Annotated in this window: 15 protein-coding genes; 7 read left to right on the top strand and 8 right to left on the bottom strand. The window is 54.4% G+C overall.

What is annotated here, in order from left to right; translation table 11 throughout:
- Positions 1–174 precede the first annotated feature (174 nt).
- Both EPD59_RS02125 and pulA read left to right on the top strand, forming a co-directional pair.
- Positions 175–2,262: a sigma-54-dependent Fis family transcriptional regulator gene (locus tag EPD59_RS02125; RefSeq protein ID WP_133271350.1), complete on the top strand. Its 2,088-nt coding sequence runs from the start codon at positions 175–177 to the stop codon at positions 2,260–2,262.
- A gap of 239 nt (positions 2,263–2,501) precedes the next feature.
- Positions 2,502–4,358 carry a type I pullulanase gene (pulA, locus tag EPD59_RS02130; protein ID WP_165963448.1) on the top strand — a complete coding sequence of 619 codons (1,857 nt, stop codon included), beginning with the start codon at positions 2,502–2,504 and terminating at the stop codon, positions 4,356–4,358.
- A 27-nt stretch (positions 4,359–4,385) separates the two neighbouring features.
- Here pulA and EPD59_RS02135 read toward each other — a convergent pair whose 3' ends face one another.
- The 6 genes from EPD59_RS02135 to ruvX all read right to left on the bottom strand — a co-directional run bounded on the left by EPD59_RS02135 (position 4,386) and on the right by ruvX (position 9,873).
- Positions 4,386–4,988 carry a pentapeptide repeat-containing protein gene (locus tag EPD59_RS02135; protein WP_133271352.1) on the bottom strand — a complete coding sequence of 201 codons (603 nt, stop codon included), beginning with the start codon at positions 4,986–4,988 and terminating at the stop codon, positions 4,386–4,388.
- 35 nt (positions 4,989–5,023) lie between these two features.
- Positions 5,024–7,306: a patatin-like phospholipase family protein gene (locus EPD59_RS02140; protein ID WP_165963449.1), complete on the bottom strand. Its 2,283-nt coding sequence runs from the start codon at positions 7,304–7,306 to the stop codon at positions 5,024–5,026.
- Positions 7,307–7,448: 142 nt separating this feature from the next.
- A complete protein-coding gene (locus EPD59_RS02145; RefSeq protein WP_133271354.1) occupies positions 7,449–7,820 on the bottom strand; it encodes a DMT family protein in 372 nt (123 codons plus the stop codon).
- Between the two features lie 22 nt (positions 7,821–7,842).
- On the bottom strand, positions 7,843–8,811 hold the full coding sequence (locus EPD59_RS02150; RefSeq protein ID WP_133271355.1) for a zinc dependent phospholipase C family protein: 969 nt from the start codon (positions 8,809–8,811) through the stop codon (positions 7,843–7,845).
- A 31-nt stretch (positions 8,812–8,842) separates the two neighbouring features.
- A complete protein-coding gene (gene def / locus EPD59_RS02155) occupies positions 8,843–9,466 on the bottom strand; it encodes a peptide deformylase (protein WP_133271356.1) in 624 nt (207 codons plus the stop codon).
- Positions 9,463–9,873 carry a Holliday junction resolvase RuvX gene (gene ruvX, locus EPD59_RS02160; RefSeq protein ID WP_084445095.1) on the bottom strand — a complete coding sequence of 137 codons (411 nt, stop codon included), beginning with the start codon at positions 9,871–9,873 and terminating at the stop codon, positions 9,463–9,465. The genes def and ruvX overlap by 4 nt, the downstream gene beginning before the upstream one ends.
- A gap of 370 nt (positions 9,874–10,243) precedes the next feature.
- On the opposite strand from ruvX, the gene EPD59_RS22125 reads away from it, so the two are divergent.
- The 3 genes from EPD59_RS22125 to EPD59_RS02170 all read left to right on the top strand — a co-directional run bounded on the left by EPD59_RS22125 (position 10,244) and on the right by EPD59_RS02170 (position 12,792).
- Complete coding sequence (locus tag EPD59_RS22125) at positions 10,244–10,723, top strand: hypothetical protein (protein WP_240731577.1); 480 nt, start codon at positions 10,244–10,246, stop codon at positions 10,721–10,723.
- Positions 10,720–11,925: a S41 family peptidase gene (locus EPD59_RS02165; RefSeq protein WP_240731578.1), complete on the top strand. Its 1,206-nt coding sequence runs from the start codon at positions 10,720–10,722 to the stop codon at positions 11,923–11,925. The genes EPD59_RS22125 and EPD59_RS02165 overlap by 4 nt, the downstream gene beginning before the upstream one ends.
- 192 nt (positions 11,926–12,117) lie before the next feature.
- On the top strand, positions 12,118–12,792 hold the full coding sequence (locus EPD59_RS02170; RefSeq protein ID WP_133271357.1) for a HEAT repeat domain-containing protein: 675 nt from the start codon (positions 12,118–12,120) through the stop codon (positions 12,790–12,792).
- A 169-nt stretch (positions 12,793–12,961) separates the two neighbouring features.
- Here EPD59_RS02170 and EPD59_RS02175 read toward each other — a convergent pair whose 3' ends face one another.
- Positions 12,962–13,978 (bottom strand): transglutaminase-like domain-containing protein, encoded by a 1,017-nt coding sequence (locus tag EPD59_RS02175; protein WP_240731579.1) that lies wholly within the window; start codon positions 13,976–13,978, stop codon positions 12,962–12,964.
- A gap of 262 nt (positions 13,979–14,240) precedes the next feature.
- Between EPD59_RS02175 and EPD59_RS02180 the strand changes: the two genes are divergently transcribed.
- Positions 14,241–15,443, top strand: coding sequence for a homogentisate 1,2-dioxygenase (locus tag EPD59_RS02180; RefSeq protein ID WP_133271358.1), 1,203 nt, complete (start codon positions 14,241–14,243; stop codon positions 15,441–15,443).
- A gap of 64 nt (positions 15,444–15,507) precedes the next feature.
- A complete protein-coding gene (locus EPD59_RS02185) occupies positions 15,508–16,032 on the top strand; it encodes a hypothetical protein (protein ID WP_133271359.1) in 525 nt (174 codons plus the stop codon).
- A gap of 73 nt (positions 16,033–16,105) precedes the next feature.
- Here the strand turns inward: EPD59_RS02185 and EPD59_RS02190 are convergent, their stop codons facing one another.
- The gene (locus EPD59_RS02190; RefSeq protein ID WP_133271360.1) at positions 16,106–16,900 is read right to left on the bottom strand and encodes a hypothetical protein; all 795 of its coding nucleotides are present in this window, start codon (positions 16,898–16,900) and stop codon (positions 16,106–16,108) included.
- Between the last annotated feature and the right edge of the window lie 31 nt (positions 16,901–16,931).

Consider the following 16,931-nt stretch of genomic DNA (forward strand, 5'->3'; position numbering starts at 1 on the left):
CCAAGTGATTAAAATATCTTTAATGTGTTAAAATACGTCTAATACACGCTCTAATCGCATAAAATTAGTTTGTATGTAGCTACTTATTGCTGGTTTATACAAAAAATAATTCCTCATATTTGAGAATATCCTCATTATATATCCTGATATTTAAGGAGAAAATTTGTTCCTTATATGCCTGACCAAGACGACTCATTGCTGCTGTATATCAACGAGGCCATTGCTACGACTCGTGATAAGGATACGCTGTTCCGCAACGTGACGGAGAAGCTTCGGCTGATATTCCCTTTTGACGCAATTACCATTCTGACGCTGGATGCGGACCACCAATACCGTCGCGTATTTCTGCGAGACTACTTAGGTGAAGTGCAGTTGCCATACATGACGGGGAACAAACCCAGTCAAATGCCCGTGGAGAACACCCCAATCGAAACGTTTATTCGTCAGCCACACCTACAGCAATTCGACTTGACAGAATTGCTCAAGGCGTATCCGGATTTTCAACCTTTTGAGTCGTTGTTGGCGGGCGGAATGCGCTATCTGACGGTTGTGCCATTGCGCACCAGTGGGCGGCTGGTAGGGCTGCTGTCGCTGGTAGCACATCGGCGGCCAGATTTCTCACCCTCTGATGGCGATTTGCTGGAGAAGATTGGAAGCCTGGTAGCCGTGGCAGTCACCAATGCCCTGGCCTTCGAGGATATTGCGCGCCGCCAGCAGGAAACGGCGATGCAATTGGCCTTGAATAATGCGCTCCTTAGCATTAAAGAAAGGGGAGAACTGTTTCGCACAATCGCGACGGAAATCAATCGGGTAGTGCCCTGCGACTATTTTGGGGTGCGGGTGCGTCTGCTCACTACGCCGGGCCGGGCCTTCGCTGAGTTCGGCAAAGATGCTGCTGGCCACTTCGTGGCGCTCGACGAAAACCGGTGGGATGATCTGCCGAACGCGGAAGCTGCCCGTCAAGCCGCCGCCGATCTATTTTCGAAGCCAGGATTCTATGTGGGGGACAATTTTGACGAGCTAGCCAAACACTACGACCTGATGCGCTACATCCGCGAACAGCGTGGTACCCAATCGGTACTCTACGCCCCGCTGGATGTACATGATGAGCAAACAGCTACCCTGATACTATCGAGCAAAGACCCTTTCGCTTTCACGGAGGAGACGTTGGCCTTGATGCTTAACCTCGTGCCCCAAATCCAATTGGCCGTGCAGAACGTCTTTGCCTTCGAGCAAATTGAGGCGTTGCGGGCTCAGCTGGAGCAGGAAAAAACATATTTGCTGGATGAAATTAACACCACGGGCAAATTTGAGGATTTCGTGGGCTCAAGCACCGTGATGCAGCAAGTGCAGGTGCGTATTGCGCAAGTAGCGCCCACCGATACGACGGTGCTGGTAACGGGCGAAACAGGTACGGGCAAAGAGTTAGTAGCCCGCGCTATTCACAACCTGTCGACCCGTAAAGAGCGCGCACTTATCAAGCTCAATTGTGCGGCTTTGCCCGCTCAACTAATCGAGAGTGAGTTGTTTGGCCACGAAAAAGGCGCGTTTACTGGCGCCCACGACCGACGTATCGGTAAGTTTGAACTAGCAGATGGCGGCACCATTTTCCTGGATGAAATCGGTGAACTACCCCTGGATCTGCAAGCTAAACTACTGCGGGTATTACAGGAAAAGGAGTTTGAGCGCATTGGCGGCCGGCGCGTTATTCCAACCGACGCCCGCGTTATTGCCGCTACCAACCGGGTGCTGGAAGACGAGGTAAGTGCTGGCCGCTTCCGCGCCGATCTATACTATCGGCTCAACGTGGTTCCTGTTCGGCTGCCAGCGTTGCGGGAGCGGCCTGAGGACATTGAACCACTCGTTCGCCACTTTCTGGACCGCCTCAGCCGGAAGCTGGCCAAGCCCGTGCGAGGGCTGCGCGAGCGAGATTTGCGGGCCCTGCGGCAGTATACCTGGCCCGGCAATGTGCGCGAGCTAGAGCATGTGCTGGAACAGGCCGTGATAGTGTCGCAGGGGGCTTTTCTGGAATTTGCGGGCTTCTCCGCTACCCGAACTCCCACCGCCAAACCCACTGATGCGGCTCCGCTTAAAACGCTCAAAAACCAGGAGCGCGACCATATCTTGGCTGCTCTGCAGCGCACGGGTGGCCGGGTAAGCGGACCAAATGGCGCGGCAGTGCTATTAGATATCAACCCTAAAACGCTGGAAGCCCGCATGAAAAAGCTCGGCATTCGCCGAACGGTAGGCGTGGAAGAGTAGGGGGGCTTTTATTGATAAAAATGCCGCGGCCTGGCTAGCGCTACAACCAGGCTGGCTATTTCTTTCTTCTGCATGAAACGTATCTTGTTGCTCTCCATACTGTCTTTCCTGACTGCCTGTGCCGTTAAGCCTGCTACTACCAGCCGGCCGGCGTTGGTGCTGCCTGACTTCACCAGTTACCCCGTGTATTATGGGCCCGATCTGGGACTCACGTTTCAAGGGGGCGCGCCACGTTGCGGGTGTGGGCACCGACGGCCGACGCGCTCCACCTTAAGCTATACACAACCGGCACGGGAGGGGAGGCCGTGGCCGATTTTGCCATGCGGAAGGCTGAAAGCGGCACCTGGGTTTTTACTTTACCCTCGCAACCAGCGGGCCGCTTCTATGTAGTTCAAGCCACTATTGGGGGGCAAAAAATGGCCGAAGTGCCTGACCCTTACGTGCACGCCGTGGGCCTGAATGGACAGCGCGGCGTGCTGCTTGATCCGGCTACAGTTAACCCGATGGGCTGGCTGGATGACCAACGGCCAACCCTGGCCAAGCCGACCGACGTGATAATCGGGGAGCTGCATCTACGGGACTTGTCTATGCACCCTGAATCGGGCGTCGAGCATAAGGGCAAATACTTAGGGTTAACGGAGTCTGGAACCCAAGGTCCCGATGGCGTGAGCACGGGCCTCGACCATCTGGCGGAGCTGGGTATCAGTCATGTACATCTGCTGCCGACCAACGATTTTGCTTCCATCGATGAGAGTAAGCTGAGCGAAAATCGCTACAACTGGGGCTACGAGCCTTTGCATTTCTCAGTGCCCGAAGGATCATTTGCCACCGACCCCGCCGACCCTGCTGCCCGCATCCGGGAGCTGAAACAAGTGGTGCAGGCATTGCACCAGCGCGGCCTGCGCTTGGTGCTCGATGTGGTGTACAACCATACTACTGACGCCGCCCGCACCAGCTTTGAGCAGTTGGTACCCGGCTACTACTATCGACATAATGACGACGGCAGCTACTCCAACGCCACCGCCTGCGGCAACGAAATTGCCTCGGAGCGGCCCATGGTGCGTAAGTTGATCGTGGAGTCGGTGGCATACTGGGCCCGCGAGTATCACGCCGATGGGTTTCGGTTTGACCTGATGGGGGTGCTGGATAGTGAAACCATGCGCGCCGTGCGCGTAGCCCTCGACCAGCAGGACCATAGTATTCTGATGTATGGCGAAGGATGGACTGCAGGCCCCAGCCCATTGCCCGAAACGGCTCGCGCGGTAAAAGCAAATGTGCAGCGTTTGGAACGGATTGCCGCCTTCAGCGACGAGTTGCGCGATGGGGTGCGTGGGCATGTGTCGCGGCGCGAGGAGCCGGGCTTTGCCAGTGGGCATCCGGGGCTGGAGGAAAGCGTGAAGTTCGGTATTGTGGCCGCCACCGAGCACCCCCAGATTGATTACTCGAAGGTGAATTACAGCAAAACGCCCTGGGCCGCGTCGCCCGCCCAAACCATCAACTACGTGGCCTGCCACGACGACCAGTTGCTTTGGGATAAGCTACAGTCATCGAACCCCAGCGCAACGGAAGCTGAGCTAATTCAGCGGGATATCCTTAGCAATACTATCGTGTTCACCTCGCAGGGAATCCCGTTTTTGCCCATTGGCGACGAGTTTCTGCGCACGAAAGGCGGCTCCCACAACTCCTTCAACCAGCCCGACAGCGTTAATCAAATTGACTGGGGCCGCAAAGCCCGCTATGCGCGGGTGTATGCGTTCTACCGCGAACTGCTGGCGTTGCGGCGAGCCCATCCGGCGTTTCGGTTGCCCACCCGCAAATTGGTGCAGCAGCACCTCGAGTTTTTGCCCAATTTGCCCCCCGGCACCATCGCCTACCGCCTCCGCGACTACGCCGGCGGCGATACATGGCGCAACATTGTCGTGGTGTTCAATGGCAACAAAGCGCCAACTGCCGTCATGGTGCCGGCCGGTAGCTACACGGTGGTGCTGCGCGGCGATCATTTAGTACCAGCTGGTATCGAAAAATTGCCCCCCAGTGCTAACCCATTCGCGCTAAAAATGCCCCCCAGCACGGCTATGATTCTGGTGGAGAAATAAGTAGGCTCAAGGGTAGGTAAGGTAATGCTACGCCACGATTATTTCGTGCTTGCTGAGCAAACCAGGTAAGCCTTCTAGACTGAAGCGGGCGCGCTTTACTACGTTCATATCGGGGTCGATGAGGAAGCCGGAAGCGGTGGTAAAATCGGTGGCGGTGAGCTGAGTTTGCTCGAAAACTGCCCCGGTTAGGTTACACTCCTGAAAGACTGCTTCCGTTAAGTCGGCATAGCTGAAATCGGCCTCGGTCAGCACACAGTTCGCGAAGCGGGTGCCGCGCATGCGCTTACCGTGGAAGGAAGCGTAGGGAAGCTGGCAATGCGCAAACTCCACTTCAAACCACATATCCCGACAGGCTGCAAACTGCACGCCCGAAAGCTTGCACTCCCGAAACGACACATTCTGCAAGCCTGCACCGGCCAACTTTGCTAATGATAGATTACACCGCTCAAACAGGCAGTCGATAAAGCGTTTATCAGTGAAGTCGGCGCCCGAGAAGTCGCAAGCCACGAACCGACATTGCTCCATTTCTTGCTGGGGGGCAATTTCAACAGCAGTCCACCGCTCAAACACGTTCTCAGGTGAAAAAATGAGTGCTTTTTTGACGGTTGGAGTGGCGCGCCGTGGTTTCATTAGACAGGAGAAAGGAGGGCCTTACGCAGAGTATTTTAGTCGAGCGAACGGCCATGAAACAGCAGGTAGCCAATATGGCCAAACACCCCAAAGCGCTTGGCTGAGTCGTCGTAGTAGATGCCGTGCAGAGCAAGGGGCCCAACGGGCGTCTGATACACGAAACCTGTGCTAGCTGTCAGGCGAGGCCGATCGAAGCCGGATTTTTGAAGTGCCCGCTGGCCTTCGCTGTCGCGCAGAGGCTTATACACGAGGTGGGCAAAAGCCTCGGAGCGCCATTCTAACTTACTAGCCAGCAGGCTCTGGGAGAAGCGCAAACCAGCGGCGGCGTAGCGCGGCGAGCGGTAGTTATCCAGAAATAGCGTGCGCGAATCAACGAGGGGGGCAAATGTCGGTGAGGTCGTCTGGGAGGAGCGGAAGTTGGCAAAGCGCGCCTGTCCGCTGACAACTACTTCCCCAAAATAGCCCCATATCTGCTTTTTGTTGAGCAGCATAAAATACTGCTCCGTGGTAGCTGAAAACTGTAGCCATTGGTGGTTGTCGCGGTACTCGTTCTCAAATACTGAGGTGGAGCCGGGGCTATATATCTCAGTGCCCTGCACGCCGCGTATACTAGCCAAAGCTCGACGCCCGGCCGTAGGGTATTGCTTGCGATTCAGGGAGTTGCGGCTGTAGCGGACCGCCGCTGTCAGGCCGCGGAAGCTGGTGCGGTCCAGTACGTCGCTGGAGGATACTTCGCGGGTATTGGCGTAGTTATCCTGGTTGCCAAAATAGCCCGCCTCCAACGAAACCCGACTGCGGTAGCGGGGGCTAATCCCAATCTGCACGCCTAAGGCTAAGTCGCTCTGCTCAATTAGCGTATTCTGAATATCACGCCCCAGCAGGCCGCCGGTTTTCTGATAGCTCCAGTTATTGTAAGTCACGCTGGGCTCCACAAAGAAGGGCAGCTTCTCTGGAATACTCACCCGAAACCGGCCCTGCACCGCATTATAAAAGCGCCCCAGATTAGCATTTACAGCCGCCGAATACAGGTATTTGGTCAGCCAGCGGTATTCCAGCCCCACATAAATATTGTCCACGGCGCGGGTAGCCAGTACAAAGCCCGCCTCGGCCGACAGGTTGTTATTCTGGCGGGCATCGATGTTGAATACATAGCCCTGCCGGTCCTGATCGTAGCGAATGCGCGGGTAGATATTGCGAAAAAAGTCGTCGGCCGCGAGGCGGTAGTAGCCTTCCTCAATCTCGTCGATGGTATAGCTACGGCCCTCCCGCCGGAAAAACCGGCTTACATAAGTGTTCTGCTTTTCGGCCAGACCCTGCACCGTGATGCGTTTAAAAACCGGACCGGGGGCCGAATTCTGAAACTCGCGGCGGCGGCTGGCCAGCGCCAGTGTATCGACGCGGCGCGGAATGCGGCGTAGCATCTGCGTGAGCTTATCCTGCGCCGCCTTTTCGCCCAGTTCGATCAGCTCGCGCACTTTGTCGAAGTCGGTGGCGCCGTAGCCTTCCAGATCAGGCTGAATGAATACTCCGTTTGGCCCTACGGCCAGTGTATCAGCTACATCGGCGCCCAAAAAAACGATGGAGCCCAGTAGCAGCTCGTCGTCCTTCTCGAAAGGGTATTTTTTGTAGGCCACATCGCCCACGTTCACCCCAATGATAATATCAGGCTGAAATGCGGACCGCATAACATCGGTGGGGAAGTTGTTGTAGATGCCCCCATCAAAAAGGTAGCGGCCGTCGGGGTTGCGAATGGGGCGAAATACCAGCGGCACCGCCATCGAATTGCGCACGGCATCGGCAAGCGAGCCGCTCTCCTGTACTACTTGCTTGCGGGTAAATACCTCGGCGGCAAGGCACCGGAAGGGAATAAACAGATTGTCGAAATCGTAGTTGGCAGCCGCGGCAGCTGGCGCCAGAAACTTGGCCAGCGCGAAGTTCAAGTTAACGTCGTTGATCAGATTGGGCGAGATGCGCGTGTTCAACGACGAGTCGATGGCCACGCCCACGCGCAGAGCCGCCGGGGAAGCATCAGCGTTCAGATAGTTGAAGGCTTTGTCTTGGAGTTGCTCACCGGACACCCAGTATTGAAAGTCGGGGTCCATCACGATTTCCTCGATTTCGGCTGGCGAATAACCCGCCGAATACATAGCGCCTACCACCGAGCCCATGCTGGTGCCAATGATGTAGTCAATTGGTATCTTGTTCTTCTCCAGAACTTTCAGTACGCCCACGTGCGCCAAACCCTTGGCGCCGCCGCCGCTCAGTACTAAGCCAACTTTCTGCGCTTGAACTGACAGAGTGGACCCGCTGAGTCCCAAGATTAGGAAGCAGAAAAAAAGAAACCAGTTACGTAACATAGGTAGGAAGTAGCACAAAAAAGCCCCCCAGGGGCAGTAAGCCGACGCAAGTTGGCGCGACCGGTGAGCAAATTACCGCTTTCCAACGGCACTACCGTTTAGCTTACCATTTGCGAAAGATGACATACACTGCCGCCACCAGCAGCCCGAAGCCCACTACATGGTTCCAGGCCAGCTTATCAGTTTTGAAAATGTACACCGCGCACAGCGTGAAGACGCTCAGCGAAATGACCTCCTGAATAACCTTAAGCTGAAACAGGTTAAATGGTCCGCCATTTTCATCAAACCCAATGCGATTGGCGGGTACCTGAAAAACGTATTCAAAAAACGCTAGGCCCCAGCTCACCAGAATCACGCCAACCAACCCCAGCCCGTGTAGCCAGGTGATCTTTTTGAACTGCAAATGCCCGTACCAGGCAAACGTCATGAAGAGGTTGGACACGGTGAGCAGCAGAATGGTGTAGAGGGCTTTCATATGTGTAGGGGAGGTTGCCGTTTTAGTCCTCGTGGCCCGGAATACTGCGCTGGGGGGCGTTTTTCAATTCCGTGCTTTCCTTATCCAAGCGGCGTTGCTCTGCAGCAGAAATGCTGGGGGGCAAATTTTTCAGATCGGGCTGGCCGGCGTTTACCCAGCAGGTGTACCAGAAAGCTCCCACAAGCTGCACGGCCCGCCGCATTTGCCGTTCTACCTGCCCGTGCAGGCGCTCGTGATAAGCACGGCTAAACTCGCGCGAATACACGCGCACCGCGCCCTGAGCACCGCGCTCCTCAAAGCCGTATTTCTTGTCGTCAGGAAAACGGTTGGTCAACTCCCGCTCAAACCGCAACACCGAATCTACTGCGGCATTAGAGCGGCCCACGGCTTCCCAGATGCTGAAAGCAGGGTTATCAAGGTAGGGTGCTGGGCCAGTGAAAAAATCATAATTCGCACTCAGCAATTCCGGCAAACGACTTTCCCATAACCCATGAATACCCCGCTGACCGGACAGTTGGCCGTTATAGTTGCGGGTGCTGTGCAGCGGCACGCAAGCGTCGGCAACATAGTGCCCCAAGTCGGCGGAAAGGTGCAGAATGCGGTCAGCGTCGCGGGTGCGGAAAGCCTCGGTCAGTTGAAGCTGCATGCGCGCCACGTGCCACGGTACAATGCCGTGCCGCTGCAAAGTATCTTCGCCATAGCGCGCTACGGCGTCGGCCCAGCTACGGGGCAAACGAACTATCGCGCTGTCGCCATAAGCATCCACGTCCAAGAAGTGACGAGCTGCCTCACCCGGTACCACGGCCCGGCGTTGGTCAGGCCGGGTGGCGTGGTCGGTGAGATAGTCAATGTGCTTTTTGTAAAACCCCAGCAGCTCGGTCGGCAGGGTAAATACCGCCAGCCGATTGATCATGCGATGCCCGAAAAATCCCCACGCCCGCGGCTGCAAAGGCAACAGCAGGAGCAACAGAAGCAGTGGGAGTTTCTTCATAATCGGTGGCTGGGGGGCTTTTTCTTATGGCTTAGCGCCGCCCTTGCCCTGCGAAGCGCAACCGATAATCGGCCTTCACATCGCCCTTACTGATGCGCGTAAGCTTGCCCTTCAGCAGTTGCTTCTTGAAGCCCGATAAATGATCGGTGAACAGAATGCCTTCTAGGTGGTCGTACTCGTGCTGAATGACGCGGGCCGTCATGCCGGAGAAGGCTTCTTCGTGTACCACGCGGTTTTCGTCCTCGTAACGCAGCACGATATTGGCCGGCCGGTACACCATCTCCCGCACGCCCGGAATGCTCAGGCATCCTTCTTCAAAGCCCCATTCTTCGCCGGTTTCGCTCACCATTACGGGGTTAATAAAGGCCCGCTTTACTGGCTGGTCCTGGGGGGCATTTTCGGCAACGGAAGGAGCTTCAGTAGTTTCTTCCTCATCCTCATCTTCGTCGTCCAGCATAGGCGCCGAGTCGATAACAAACAAACGTACGCTGCGCCCAATCTGCGGAGCGGCCAAGCCCACACCGCGAGCGTGATACATAGTGTCAAACATATCGGCAATGAGCTGTTTCAGCTCTTTGGCATCAACATCTACTGATATGTCCTTGGCGGGTGTCTTTAATACTGGGTCGCCGAAGGCAACGATGGGATAAATCATCGGGAATTAAGGAAAGATTGCAAAATAAGCGTGGCACTCACGCGGTCGACGGTGGCTTTGTCGCGGCGGTCTTTCTTCGAAAGCCCCCCAGCCAGCATCGCGGCGTGCGCCATGCGCGAAGTGTAGCGCTCATCGAGCTCGTGCACCGGTACAGTTGGCAGCTCGCGACGCAAACGCCGCACCAAACCAACCACAGCACTGGTTACGTCTGTTGGCTCATTGAGCAAAGTGCGCGGCATCCCCACTACAATAGCTGCCAACGGTTCACGCTGATGGTACGCCTGTACATAAGCCAACAGGTCCTGACTATGGATGGTTTCGAGGGGCGTGGCAATGAGCTGCAACGGGTCGGTCACGGCCAGTCCCACGCGCTTGTTGCCGTAGTCAATGGCAAGAATTCGGCTCATTACGTCGGGATGAAAATAGAAAGGTGCAGTAATCTGGCTACTCGCCCAAAGATACGGCACCTATCGCTATTGCTCGTCTCCACTAAGTTGATTTCTAGCCTACCTAGGCTGTAATGAGCTTTAATCTTTTTATTGGAAATTTTATATATTTTCAATGTAATACTTTAGTAATAACTCTAGTATAATGCCAGCGTATTTACCTTGTTATATTATAAATATGTCTTACAAAATATAAAATTGCATTGTTATTTGAAAATAATGTAGGGGTATAAATAGGCATGATTTTCCCGTAATAGTTTTACTAGATTTGGAATGTTGCCTTGTCGCTAACTGCCGTTTATAGTTAAAACATCTACTCTTCCAGCCTTTTATGAACGCCAAGTCGAACACTGTTTCGACGCCTACTCCGGAGCTCACTCCGACGTCGGCGCCTCGTGCTTCCCGCTTACAGGTGCGGCAGCCATGGCTGTTAGCGTTGGTACTAGCTGGCGGTATGTTGGTAGGTGCGAATCCATTCAGGCCCTCCGGCCAAAACCCCGATAGTACCTCGCGCGGCTATCTGAAGTTCAAAGAGATTTTGAGCTACGTAGACCGCGATTATGTCGACTCTGTTGATGCCGAAGCGCTTTCCGACTACGCCATTGGCCGTATGCTGGAGCGCCTCGATCCACACTCGGTATTTATACCAGCAAAAGAGCAAACCCAGGCTTCCGCCTTCCTTCAGAGTGATTTTGACGGTGTAGGAGTTGAGTTCAATATATTTCAAGACACAGTTACAGTAATAGCTTCGCTGGGGGCGGCCCGGCGGAGCATGCTGGCCTTCGGCCCGGCGACCAACTGCTGGCTGTGAATGGTGAGGCCGTATCTGGGGTGCGCATGACGACCGAGCAGGTGTATGGCAAACTGCGCGGTCCGCGGGCTAGCCGTGTGCAAATTCAGGTTCAGCGCCGTGGCTCACTCAAGCTGCTGAACGTGACGGTGACCCGCGAGCGGGTACCAAATAATTCAGTGGAAGTAGCCTATATGGTTGATAACCAAACTGGCTATATCAAAGTGAGTCGGTTTGCCAACAATACCTATGAGGAGTTCAAGCAGGCATTAGGTGATTTGCGCCGCCAAGGCATGTCGCGTTTGGTGCTAGACTTACGGGGCAACCCCGGCGGCTACCTCGACCGCGCCACCAAAATGGCCGATGAGTTCATCGCCGGTACCCGCAAAATCGTGTATACCGATGGTAAAGGCGACCAATACGATACCCAAACCTACTCCCGCGTGCTGGGCGAGTTCGAAGAAGGCCCTTTAGTTGTGCTGGTAGACGAAGGTAGTGCCTCCGCCGCTGAGGTAGTGGCTGGTGCCTTGCAAGATCATGACCGCGCCCTGCTGGTCGGTCGGCGCACGTTTGGGAAAGGCTTGGTTCAGCAGCCCATTGCTCTCAATGATGGCTCAGAACTGCGTCTGACTATCGCCCGCTATTACACGCCCTCGGGCCGCTCTATCCAGAAATCGTATCAGGGCGGACACGCTGAGTATGAGCAGGAACTGGCCAAGCGTCAGCGCCAAGGCGAGTACTTCCACGCCGACAGTATTCACTTCGCCGACTCTCTGCGGTATCGCACGATGCACGGTCGTACGGTATATGGCGGGGGCGGTATCATGCCTGATTTATTTGTGCCCCGAGATACCACGGCTTTCTCCAAGTATTTCCGCCGGTTGCAAAGCCGCAATCTGGTGCGTGAGTTCGCGCTGAAGTTTTACCAAGATCATCAGCCTGAGCTAGAAGGCCTTCGTTTTGAGCAATTCAATGCATCGTTTCGCATCACGGATACCCAGCTTCAAGCTCTAAGCGCTTTAGCGGCCCGCGCAGGCTTGGTGGCCGATGCAGCTGGTTTGCGCCGGGCGGCTCCGCTCCTACGCACACAACTTAAAGCGCACATTGCCCGGAGTGCTTACGGCAAAAACGCCTATCACACGGTGTTAGCTGAGCAAGACGTAGAGTTTCAACAAGCATTGCGCGCTATTGATACGAGTACGGCCCAGCTTACTGGGAACTGAGCATAGTTCTTGCCTATTGTACGTTCGCCACCACTTAGCACATAGAGTCAAGGTGGCGGATGGATAGGTAATTAATGGATTCAATTGATTGATGGGTGATTGTTGATAATGCTCCAACACCTGCTTAGGCTGTTTTTTTGGTGGAAAGCCCCGCCGTTACGGTAGACGCAATTAACCTTTTTCGGAAAACGAATGAGCGACGCACACAAAGATTTACAGCAGGCTTTAGAGCAATTCTGGAGCTATATGGCGCGGCGGCAGGGTGGAGCAGTATTGGTGGAAGAACTAAAGCTGAACTTCTGGGACGACGACCACGATACCATGGAGCGTCGGCGCTACCGCAGCGACCTGCACCGGGCCACTATATCCGAAATTGAAAAGCAGAACGGTGGCTGGGGCGACGTGAACGGCATTGACTTGCTGCTGGAAGCCATCACGGCCGACTATCTACACGAGGATGTTCTGTATGAGTGCCTCGAAACGCTGAAGCCTGCTCGTCGCACTATTCTACTGGAGCGTGGGTTGCTTTCGCCGCTCTACCACACGCGCTACCTGGCTGCTGAGCATGTAGCTCACTATATCATTCCTCATCGCACGGAATTGATGGAATTCCTTATCTGCCACGACGATCATAAGCTCGTCAGCCGATATGCACTCAATACACTGTCGGATTTGCACCCCGCAAAAGCGGTAGAATATGCGTTGCCTCGCCTCACCGATGAGGATGCGTATATGCGGCTGGCTAGCGTAATGGCGCTACAAGCAGCCGGGCATAGTTTACCAGCTGAGTTGGTAGCCGCCCTGCGCACCGATTCGAATGAGTATGTCCGCGAAGCTGCTACCGAGTTGGTAGTAGCTAAACAATAACCTCTTATCTATATCTATTTGCTAGAAATCTACTATTACTAAGTGCTAACAAGAAAAGGCCGGTCGCCTCTCCGTAAGGAGACGATCGGCCTTTTTGCGTTTAGTAGCTGTTATTCCCAGCTTTGTTTTGACACCTATAGCTACCCGATCTCTATAGACGACTGTTCTGTTATTTCCGCTTGCTGGGGGGCAATTTCAGGTCCTGATAATAGAAGTTTTGTTCCAAACTGGTGAAGGGCTGACCATCTACTTCAGCATAGGGATAAACAAAATAATTTAGCGGCGCACCTTGTTGGCGGGGAGCTAGTGTAAGGTCGCGGCCACGGGTCAGTTCCACACGATTTTCATCGTGGGCCCCAAAAAAGTAGGTGCGCTGGGCTGGGTTTTTGGCCGCCTCCGACGCGTCTATAGGCACCCAGCCGGTTTCGCGAGTATAAAACTCGGCCCAGCAGTGATACCCTTTCACCTCGCCTGTACCGCGCTCGGGAGGTAGCGGAAAGCCAATGCTGAAGCGCGCCGGAATACCAAGAGCGCGACAGTAGCCAATAAATACAGCGTGGAAATCGGTGCAGTTGCCGCGGCGGGCATCGCAGGCGTAGTAGATGTCGCCACGCCCCCAGCCCTGACCCGTTTTATCGTACTTAACGGTAGAAACCACGTGGTTATAAATAGCCTGCGCCTTTTCGAGGTCGGTATGGGCATTGGCTTGCGAAACCACCTCATTTGCCCATTGCTTGATCTTACCATCCAAGGGCACAAGGCGGTCGGGCTCTAGCCAGCGGGCCATATTGGGGTCTCCAGCTTCGGTGTTCTTCGTAGCCGCCGCGGCTGACTTTGGTGCCGCAGCAAGGTTCAGGTGCTCGCGCCGGGCTGCCTGAAAACGCACTGATACGGTGAAAGGCTCTGCCGACGGATTCGTCACCTTCAGGTGCAGCACTTGGTTGTTGTACTGCGCCTTTACTACCTCGTACGGATGCGGAGATTCTATCTTTAAGTCACTAATAGTTTGCGACTTATCGGAATGCGGTACCGGAAGCCACAGGTCGACGGCCTTGGCGCTGGGGGGCAAATTTCGAACAGTGGTTCTGTATTCAAAAGTAAATGTCCGAACGCGGGCTGGCTGGGGGGCTTTTTTGGCTGCTGACTCCGCCCACCGACCGGTGTGAGGAATAAAGGCAGTAAGCAAAACCAGAAGTGCAAGTGGCCCAAGTAGTTTAGGCGAAAAAAAAGTACAGATCACAGTAGAGGATAGTTTTGCTACAAACCCCTGCTCCAATAAAAAGTTGGTGAGCAGCAGCTTATAAATGAAGCAGATACGACGGGCGATGTAGGTCTGCAAAGGTACGGCGCCAGCGTGAGGTGAGCTTCGCACGTAGCGTTTTTAGGGGAATTTGCCGACCTTCCAGCTTGCATTACTAGGCAATCCCACCCTTGCTTTCCCTATTTCTATGGCTTACTACCACCGCCTCGGCCAGATTCCGCGTAAGCGCCACACCCAGTTTCGTCAGCCCGATGGGTCGCTGTACGCGGAGCAGCTTGTGGGCACGCTCGGTTTCCATGGCGTCTCTTCCTTGCTTTATCATATCCACCCGCCCACCCAGATAAAAGAGGTTGGTGAGCCAGTGCCCTACAGCGAAAAACTGCTAAAGGACAGAGCATTACAGCCCAGCCATCTGCGCACCCTCGCCCAAACCACTACGGGTGGCGACTATCTGCAGGCCCGGCAGACGCTGATGGGCAACGCAGACGTGATGCTCAGCATCTGCAACCCTACGGAGCGCCGCATGCAGTACTACTACAAAAACGCGTTGGCCGATGAGGTGATTTTCGTGCATGAAGGCCGTGGCGAGCTGTGGAGTCAACTGGGCAAAGTCAGCTTCGAGCCCGGCGACTACGTGGTAGTGCCGCGCACGATTATTCATCAGTTTCATTTCGAAGAAGGGCCTGTGCGCCTGCTCATTATTGAGTCGTTCAGCCCCATCGAAACGTGCCGGCGCTACCGCAACCACTTCGGGCAACTACTGGAGCATTCTCCTTACTGTGAGCGGGATATGCGACCTCCAACTGAGTTAATCATGGAAGAGGAGCCCGGCGAATACCGCGTGCAGGTAAAAAAGGAGGGCTATCTGCACCAACTCACCTACGCCCATTCGCCCTTTGATGTGGTTGGCTGGGATGGGTATTTTTTCCCCTATGCCTTCTCCATTCACGATTTTGAGCCGATTACAGGTCGCATTCACCAGCCGCCGCCCGTGCACCAAACGTTTGAAGCGCATAATTTCGTCATCTGCTCCTTCGTGCCTCGCCTCTTCGACTATCACCCTTTGAGTATACCGGCGCCCTACAACCATTCCAACGTTGACTCTGACGAGGTGCTCTACTATGTAGCCGGCAATTTCATGTCGCGCAAAGGCATTGATCTAGCATCGTTTACGGTGCATCCCAGCGGTTTGCCTCACGGCCCGCACCCCGGCACGGTAGAGGCTAGCATTGGCAAAAGAGAAACCCACGAGCTGGCGGTCATGGTAGATACCTTCCGGCCCATGTATCTCACCGAAACAGCCCTGCAATACGTGGACGAGAAATACCCTATGAGTTGGAATCCGGATTTTAAGCACGAGCCTCCTCGCGCCGCCGATATGATGGACTAAATGGTTTGTCATCTATGAAATCGATTGGCCAAATTGTTGCTCAAATGCAGCAAAAGCCAATCACATGAAAAAAATACTATTCATCATCCCACTTGCGCTCCTCTTTTTGACAGCTGGTTGTGAGAAAATCGATCAATTGCTCACCTTCTACATTGATGACACTCAGAATATTAAGGTTGCTGGCAATGCTGTTGTGGGGCTAATCCCGGTAGCTCCGGTAGCCGTGACAACCCGTTCAGAGGAACGCTTCAAGAATGAAGATACCCGCGCCGATTTGGTAAAGGATGTGAGCCTGAACAAGCTTACGCTCACTATTACCGACCCAAATAATGAGAATTTCGACTTTTTAGAAAGCGTAACCCTTTATATCAGTACTGATCAGAGTGACCGGGTAGCACTGGCTTCGCTTAATCCGGTGCCGACGGGGCAAAAGGTTATCGACCTTAAGCCAAGTGGCGCCAAACTGGATAAGTACCTCAAGGCCTCGGGCTACACACTCACCACGGAAGCCCGCGTGAAGCGCGCCGTCGCTCAGGATATTACTATGCGTGCCGACTCACGCTTCAAAGTGACAGCTGATCCGTTGTAACCAAGAGATATAAACCACATAAAAAAGCCCCCCGGAGTAGCTCTGGGGGGCTTTTTTATGTGACTTACGTAGGTTACTCGGGCTGAACTGTCCTGTTGTATTCGTCGACTATCTGGACTACGTGCGCCAAATCGACGAATGTGAGCTTGTGAGCTGAAGCGTAGCTCGCCATCCGGTTCGCATCCTTTCCAAATAGATACAGAACACCGGTCTTGTTAAGATTTATCTCCTGCACGGTAGTGCGCTTGGGCGTACGGGCATACAGACGACTTACGCGCTCTATTCTTTGATCGGCGGGCCGCCCAGTACCGCCAGGAGCGAAGGCGGAAGATGTAGTTTGGGCAACTACTTCGTGCAGCAGCAATAGATCCACGGGCCCTGGCACGGAGTTTATCTTTTCAAACAGGTTAAGGTCGTGGCGCGATTGATCCGACTGGTACGGATGAGCCACAAACTCCCGAAATAAGGATGGTAAAGCAGTGCCAAATTGTGCTGCCTGAAACTGCGGGAGTAGTAACACGCTGTCTGGCTTGGCTGGAGGACCTGGGCGCTGAATCTCCAGGGCCCGCGCCACCAAATTGTAGCGCATAGGAGCTTTGATTTCCTGTCCATTAGCTAGTTTTACAGTGCCCGGCCGCCAGTCGCTATCATAATAGGTCAGGGGTGAGGCCATCTTAAGCTGCTCCACTATTCGCTGTTGATGGGCATTCCGAACGCCCACCTGAAAGGTTTCCTGCCGCAGCTGTGCCATAGAAGGCCCATTTACGCCCGGACTCATGTTAACAGTCTCCTGCGCGTAGCTAGCCGAGCAAAAAAGCAGAGGTATGGTAGCGCCAAACCCAAGACAGATAATAAAGGAGCTTTTCATAAATGTAATGCCAGTAGCAAAATCATGCTTT

The organism is Hymenobacter radiodurans (genome assembly GCF_004355185.1).
In the GTDB taxonomy this organism is placed as follows: Bacteria; Bacteroidota; Bacteroidia; order Cytophagales; family Hymenobacteraceae; genus Hymenobacter; species Hymenobacter radiodurans.

What these genes read in the sequence shown, in the direction of transcription:
- EPD59_RS02125 (WP_133271350.1), top strand. Translation starts at nt 175, where the DNA reads ATGCCTGACCAAGACGACTCATTGCTGCTGTATATCAACGAGGCCATT.
- EPD59_RS02135 (WP_133271352.1), bottom strand. Translation starts at nt 4,988, where the DNA reads ATGAAACCACGGCGCGCCACTCCAACCGTCAAAAAAGCACTCATTTTT.
- EPD59_RS02145 (WP_133271354.1), bottom strand. Translation starts at nt 7,820, where the DNA reads ATGAAAGCCCTCTACACCATTCTGCTGCTCACCGTGTCCAACCTCTTC.
- EPD59_RS02150 (WP_133271355.1), bottom strand. Translation starts at nt 8,811, where the DNA reads ATGAAGAAACTCCCACTGCTTCTGTTGCTCCTGCTGTTGCCTTTGCAG.
- def (WP_133271356.1), bottom strand. Translation starts at nt 9,466, where the DNA reads ATGATTTATCCCATCGTTGCCTTCGGCGACCCAGTATTAAAGACACCC.
- ruvX (WP_084445095.1), bottom strand. Translation starts at nt 9,873, where the DNA reads ATGAGCCGAATTCTTGCCATTGACTACGGCAACAAGCGCGTGGGACTG.
- EPD59_RS22125 (WP_240731577.1), top strand. Translation starts at nt 10,244, where the DNA reads ATGAACGCCAAGTCGAACACTGTTTCGACGCCTACTCCGGAGCTCACT.
- EPD59_RS02170 (WP_133271357.1), top strand. Translation starts at nt 12,118, where the DNA reads ATGAGCGACGCACACAAAGATTTACAGCAGGCTTTAGAGCAATTCTGG.
- EPD59_RS02180 (WP_133271358.1), top strand. Translation starts at nt 14,241, where the DNA reads ATGGCTTACTACCACCGCCTCGGCCAGATTCCGCGTAAGCGCCACACC.
- EPD59_RS02185 (WP_133271359.1), top strand. Translation starts at nt 15,508, where the DNA reads ATGAAAAAAATACTATTCATCATCCCACTTGCGCTCCTCTTTTTGACA.
- EPD59_RS02190 (WP_133271360.1), bottom strand. Translation starts at nt 16,900, where the DNA reads ATGAAAAGCTCCTTTATTATCTGTCTTGGGTTTGGCGCTACCATACCT.